5 protein-coding genes are annotated in these 5,595 nt (G+C 36.2%); 4 read left to right on the top strand and 1 reads right to left on the bottom strand.

Annotated features, from left to right (window positions below):
- The 4 genes from RTL21_RS09260 to clpB form a co-directional block, all read left to right on the top strand.
- On the top strand, positions 1 to 702 hold a 702-nt coding region (locus tag RTL21_RS09260), incomplete at its 5' end, for an ATP-binding protein (protein ID WP_312095543.1).
- Positions 699 to 1,646, top strand: coding sequence for an ornithine carbamoyltransferase (gene argF / locus RTL21_RS09255; protein WP_396954430.1), 948 nt, complete (start codon positions 699 to 701; stop codon positions 1,644 to 1,646). The genes RTL21_RS09260 and argF, both read left to right, overlap by 4 nt.
- A 256-nt stretch (positions 1,647 to 1,902) precedes the next feature.
- Complete coding sequence (locus RTL21_RS09250; RefSeq protein WP_312095541.1) at positions 1,903 to 2,082, top strand: YjzC family protein; 180 nt, start codon at positions 1,903 to 1,905, stop codon at positions 2,080 to 2,082.
- 440 nt (positions 2,083 to 2,522) lie between these two features.
- Positions 2,523 to 5,123 carry an ATP-dependent chaperone ClpB gene (clpB, locus tag RTL21_RS09245; RefSeq protein ID WP_312095539.1) on the top strand — a complete coding sequence of 867 codons (2,601 nt, stop codon included), beginning with the start codon at positions 2,523 to 2,525 and terminating at the stop codon, positions 5,121 to 5,123.
- Between the two features lie 229 nt (positions 5,124 to 5,352).
- On the opposite strand, the gene RTL21_RS09240 is transcribed toward clpB, so the two are convergent.
- Positions 5,353 to 5,532, bottom strand: coding sequence for a YjzD family protein (locus RTL21_RS09240; RefSeq protein ID WP_312095537.1), 180 nt, complete (start codon positions 5,530 to 5,532; stop codon positions 5,353 to 5,355).
- Positions 5,533 to 5,595 lie beyond the last annotated feature (63 nt).

Here is a 5,595-nt window from a genome sequence, read left to right as displayed (position 1 = left end):
AGACATACAGGATATAAAGGATTAATGAATATCCAATATATAATTAATAAAGACGAAGTTTATGTATTAGAAGTTAATCCTCGTGCTAGCCGAACGGTACCAATTGTAAGTAAAGTAACCGGGGTGCCTTTAGTACAAATTGCGACAAAAATATTGCTTGGGAAATATACCTTTACAGAAGAAGAAAAGCAATTTACTGATGATATTGAATTTACTTGTATCAAATATCCTGTTTATTCAAATTATGCTTTAAAAGGCTTAGATTCTAAATTAGGACCAGAAATGCGTTCAACTGGAGAGGGAATTGCCCTTGCAAGCACAGTGGAAGAGGCGTTAAAAAAAGTATTTCATTCCACTTTAAAGAAACTTCCAAAACAGGAAATGAAAATTGTCATAAAAGCGACGGAAGGTGTAGAGGGAATTTGTAAAAAGGCTAAACAAGTCCAACTTTCTGTTGAAATTGCTGATAATGATACAGTTGAATCATTATTAGCGGATAAAGGTGCTGTTGCATTTTACAATCCAACGAATTTAGAAGAAGATAAAAAATCTCGTGAAATAGCAACCAGAAATCGAATTATTACTTTTACACAAAAGGAAAGCTTAGAGGCATTTATTTCATCCTTTAAAGGAAAAGACTTAACTGTTCATTCGATTCAGGAATGGCATGAAGATATAAGAAAAGGAGTGAGTACAGTATGATGATTGCATCTGACCTAAATTTAAAGGGAAAAGATTTATTAACATTAGCTGATTATTCAAAAGAAACAATTCTTGAATTACTAGATAAGGCAAAAGCCTTAAAGGAAGTACATTTGAAGGGAGAAGTAATTGCTCCTCTGAAAGGGAAAACATTAGGGATGATTTTTGAAAAATCATCTACGAGAACGAGAGTATCTTTTGAAGCGGGAATGCATCAGCTAGGAGGTCATGCCCTTTATCTAAATAGCCGAGACCTTCAAATCGGCAGAGGAGAGACAATTTCTGATACGGCAAAAGTGCTATCCCAATATGTGGATGCAATTATGATTCGTACGTTTTCTCACACAATAGTCGAAGAATTAGCAGAACATGCAACCATTCCAGTTATTAACGGGTTAACGGATTTATATCATCCATGTCAAGCCTTAGCAGATTTACTTACTTTATTAGAAGTGAAAGGAACATTACAAGGTCTAAAGCTTGCCTATATTGGCGATGGCAATAACGTTGCACACTCCTTGTTAGTCGCCTGCTCGAAAGTAGGGATTGATATTTCGATTGCTACACCACAGTATTATGAGGTGGATGCGACGGTTGCTGAATTAGCTCAATCTTTTGCACAGGCAAGCGGAAGTAAAATTGTCCTTACAAATGATCCGGTGGAAGCTGTCCAACAAGCAGATGCAATTTATTCAGATGTTTGGACCAGTATGGGACAGGAAGAAGAAAACGAACAGCGCTTAAAAGATTTCCAAGGCTTTCAAATAAATGCAGAATTAGTTAAGCATGCTAAAGAGGATTATATCTTTTTACACTGCTTACCAGCACATCGAGAAGAAGAAGTGACAGCGGAAATTATAGATGGCAGTCATTCATACGTCTTTCAACAGGCAGGGAACAGATTGCATGCACAAAAAGCATTATTAGTAGAAATTTTAAAATAAAAAATCCTTATAATCAGACTGTTAACAATGCAAGTATTTGTTAACGGTCTTTTTCTGTGTGAAATCCAGAAATTCCATTTATGTACTTTAGTATATACAAACATTTTATAACTACTCCACTTCAATTCCAGTCATTATTTTCCGTAATGTTCAATTAAAAAAAGGCAATAATAATAAGCAGTTAAGTAATTAACGATTTCACTTCGTGTTTACTTAGCTTTTGATTGGTAATGGATAGCTAAAGGAGGAGTTTATTTTGGGACAAAATAGACAATTTCGTCCAGGGCAAAAGGCGCCAAACAATGGATTATATATCGAAATTGGTGAAACTGGAAGTAACGTAAATAACCCTCAAAAGTTGAAAATGAAAGCAGGAGACCGTTTTCCAGAAACATCTAACCACAATCGGTTATGGACCTATCAAAGAAAGCCTTAATAGGTGATTTTTAATGATTATTAAATAATTCGAGTACCATTTATATTTATACTCAAGGCTGTTTTCTAAAAGATTGTTGCTTTCTCAATAGAAAAAATTAATTAATGAGGAAATCTGAGCAGCCTGAATACACGTAGACGCCACGGGGATTAGCGAGACAGCCTGAGACCCTGCAGGCCAAAGGCAGACCGCGGCTTTAGCGCGAGCCCCACGGAAAGCGGAGTGTATTTAGGCTGCGGGTCATAGCAACAAACTTTACGAAAACAGCCATACTCAAAAAGGGATTTCTCTTAAAGAGTAACTTCATGATAAGTATCTCCCCGCGAGATAACGTTATTTTGAATATCACTCTTTTGTACAAGAGAGATCCCTTTACATATGGATAAATTATACTATAATAAAAACAAAGGTCAAAAAAGGTCAAAAGGAGTCTTGTAATAATGAATGTAGAGCAGATGACAGAACGAGTCCAATTAGCAATAACCGAAGCACAAGCCCATGCAATGAAGGAAAGTCATCAAGAGATAGATGATATTCACTTATTTTTGGCTATTCTTCATCAACAGGATAATCTACTGACTTCTATCTTGCACAAATTACAAAATGATCCACATAAGATTATCGATGAATTATCGGAAGAATTAAATAAAAAGCCAAAAGTTTCCTTAAGTGGTTCTAAACAAGGAACAGTTTATATTACAGCAGTTCTACAGCAAATTTTTGCGAAAGCAGAAGAAGAAAGGCTTGAATGGGAAGATGAGTATTTATCAGTGGAGCATCTTATCCTTGCTGCTTGTAAAGTAGATTCTTCAACTGTTGGGAAGATTTTAAAACAGGAAGGTATCGAATATGCTGAAATAAAAAAAGTGATAAAGGAGATAAGGGGGACACAAAGAGTGACTAGCAAGAATCCAGAAGGGACTTATGAAGTGCTAAGTAAATATGGTCGAGATCTCGTAGAAGAAGTAAAATTGGGGAAGCTAGACCCAGTAATTGGCCGAGATAATGAAATCCGTAATGTAATTCGAATATTATCGAGAAAAACAAAAAATAATCCGGTTTTAATCGGGGAGCCTGGAGTAGGGAAAACAGCTATTGTGGAAGGGTTGGCCCAACGAATTGTCAGAAAAGATGTACCAGAGGGCTTAAAAGACAAAACGATTTTTTCTTTAGATATGGGAGCATTAATAGCAGGTGCCAAATTTAGAGGGGAATTTGAGGAACGACTAAAAGCAGTATTACAGGAAGTAAAGAATAGTGATGGGCGTATCATCCTATTTATTGATGAATTGCATACAATTGTAGGAGCTGGAAAAACAGATAGTGCGATGGATGCAGGTAATATGCTGAAGCCAATGCTGGCAAGAGGGGAGCTCCATTGTATTGGTGCAACAACATTGGATGAGCATCGCCAATATATTGAAAAAGACCCAGCCCTTGAGCGACGCTTTCAACAAGTGCTTGTTTCTGAGCCAACAGTGGAAGATACAATTGCGATTTTAAGAGGGTTAAAAGAAAGATTTGAAATTCATCATGGCGTAAATATTCAAGATCGTTCCATCATTGCTGCAGCTACTTTGTCGGATCGTTATATAACGGAACGTTTTTTGCCTGATAAAGCGATTGATTTAATAGATGAGGCATGTGCGATGATTCGCACAGAAATAGATTCCATGCCAATTGAAATTGATGAACTAACAAGAAAAATCATGCAATTAGAAATTGAAGAAGCGGCATTACATGGGGAAGAAGATACTCAAAGTAAAGAAAGACTAGCCGTAATTGCAAAAGAACTAGCTGATTTAAAAGAGCGTGCAAATGGCCTGAAAGCAAAATGGCAACAGGAAAAAGATGCTTTGCAATTGGTGCATGAGAAAAAAGAACAGTTAGAGCGGAAAAAAAGAGAACTAGAAGAAGCGGAGAATAATTATGATTTAAACAAAGCAGCTGAATTACGACATGGAAGTATTCCTAAATTAGAAAAAGAAATCAGAGAATTGGAAGAGAAGGCAAAACAGAAAAATGAAAATCGTCTCCTTAGGGAAGAGGTAACAGAAGAAGAAATCGCTAATATTGTTGCTAGATGGACAGGTATCCCTGTATCCAAATTAGTAGAGAAAGAACGAGAAAAGCTATTACGCTTAGAAGCGATCCTTCAAGAAAGAGTAGTTGGCCAATCAGAGGCAGTACAGCTTGTTAGTGACGCTGTTTTAAGAGCGAGAGCTGGGATTAAAGATCCAAACAGACCAATCGGTTCCTTTCTATTTTTAGGCCCAACCGGAGTTGGGAAAACAGAGCTCGCAAAAGCATTAGCAGCAACGCTTTTTGATAGTGAAGAGCAAATGATCCGTATAGATATGTCAGAGTATATGGAAAAACATGCTGTATCTCGTTTAATTGGAGCGCCTCCAGGTTATATAGGGTATGAAGAGGGTGGACAGTTAACGGAAGCTATTAGAAGAAAGCCTTACTCTGTTGTCCTTTTAGACGAGGTGGAGAAAGCTCATCCAGAAGTATTTAATATTTTGCTTCAAGTTCTTGATGATGGAAGAATTACAGATTCAAGAGGGAGAACGGTTGATTTTAAAAATACGGTAATTATTATGACTTCCAATATTGGTTCCCATCTATTGTTAGAAAGTGGCGAGGAAGAGGAGATGCCAGAAGAGATTAGAGAAGGCGTCATGAATCAATTAAAAGGTCATTTTAGACCAGAATTCTTAAATAGAATTGATGAAGTCATCCTATTCAAGCCTTTATCGTTGGCAAACATTAAAGAGATTGTTTCGAAACTGGTTATTCAATTACAAGGAAGACTATCGGAACAACATATCACCATTGAATTGACAGATGCTGCAAAAGAATTTGTGGCTAAAAGTGGGTTCGATCCTATTTTTGGTGCAAGACCATTAAGAAGATTTTTACAAAAAACAATCGAAACCCTTTTAGCTAGGGAAATTATCGGCGGCAAAATAAAGGAAAATGATCATGTGCAAGTAGAGATAGAAAAGGATCGCATTATATTAAGAAGCGGAGAGTAACGGAAGAAGTAGTTTGAGGATTTTTAAATAAGATCAAAGCGATTAGAAATGCAGTCTGGATACGATTATGGTACTGTCAAAGGAAAAATGTATTCAGGCTGCTTGATTTTCTATTGAAAAACAACAGTCTTTTATAAAAAAAGGTGTTTAAATAAAATGCACGAACAATGGAATTCTTCCACTATTTGTGCATATTATTTAAACACCATTTACTTATTATTTCATGCTTTTAATGAGAACCTTCTTCATGAGTAGGCTCATCTGGAATAAGTGCTGATAAAATGAAAACTAACACAGAAAATACAGCTGTTAGAATTAGCCCCATTGAAAAATTAAAAGGAACCCCATTCATTGAACCAACAACATAAACTAACATTTGTGAAAGTAAAAATGTCCAAAAAATTGTCATTATGTAACGCAAACGAAATCACCTCTTTATAGCTTGCTTATCATATTCATCTTACCACATAGT

Origin of the sequence: Niallia sp. (assembly GCF_031978665.1) — a bacterium.
In the GTDB taxonomy this organism is placed as follows: domain Bacteria; phylum Bacillota; class Bacilli; order Bacillales; family Cytobacillaceae; genus Niallia.
The sequence above is the reverse complement of the archived record's forward strand: the minus strand, read 5'-3'. Positions and strand labels throughout refer to the sequence as shown.

What these genes read in the sequence shown, in the direction of transcription:
- argF (WP_396954430.1), top strand. Translation starts at nt 699, where the DNA reads ATGATGATTGCATCTGACCTAAATTTAAAGGGAAAAGATTTATTAACA.
- clpB (WP_312095539.1), top strand. Translation starts at nt 2,523, where the DNA reads ATGAATGTAGAGCAGATGACAGAACGAGTCCAATTAGCAATAACCGAA.
- RTL21_RS09240 (WP_312095537.1), bottom strand. Translation starts at nt 5,532, where the DNA reads ATGACAATTTTTTGGACATTTTTACTTTCACAAATGTTAGTTTATGTT.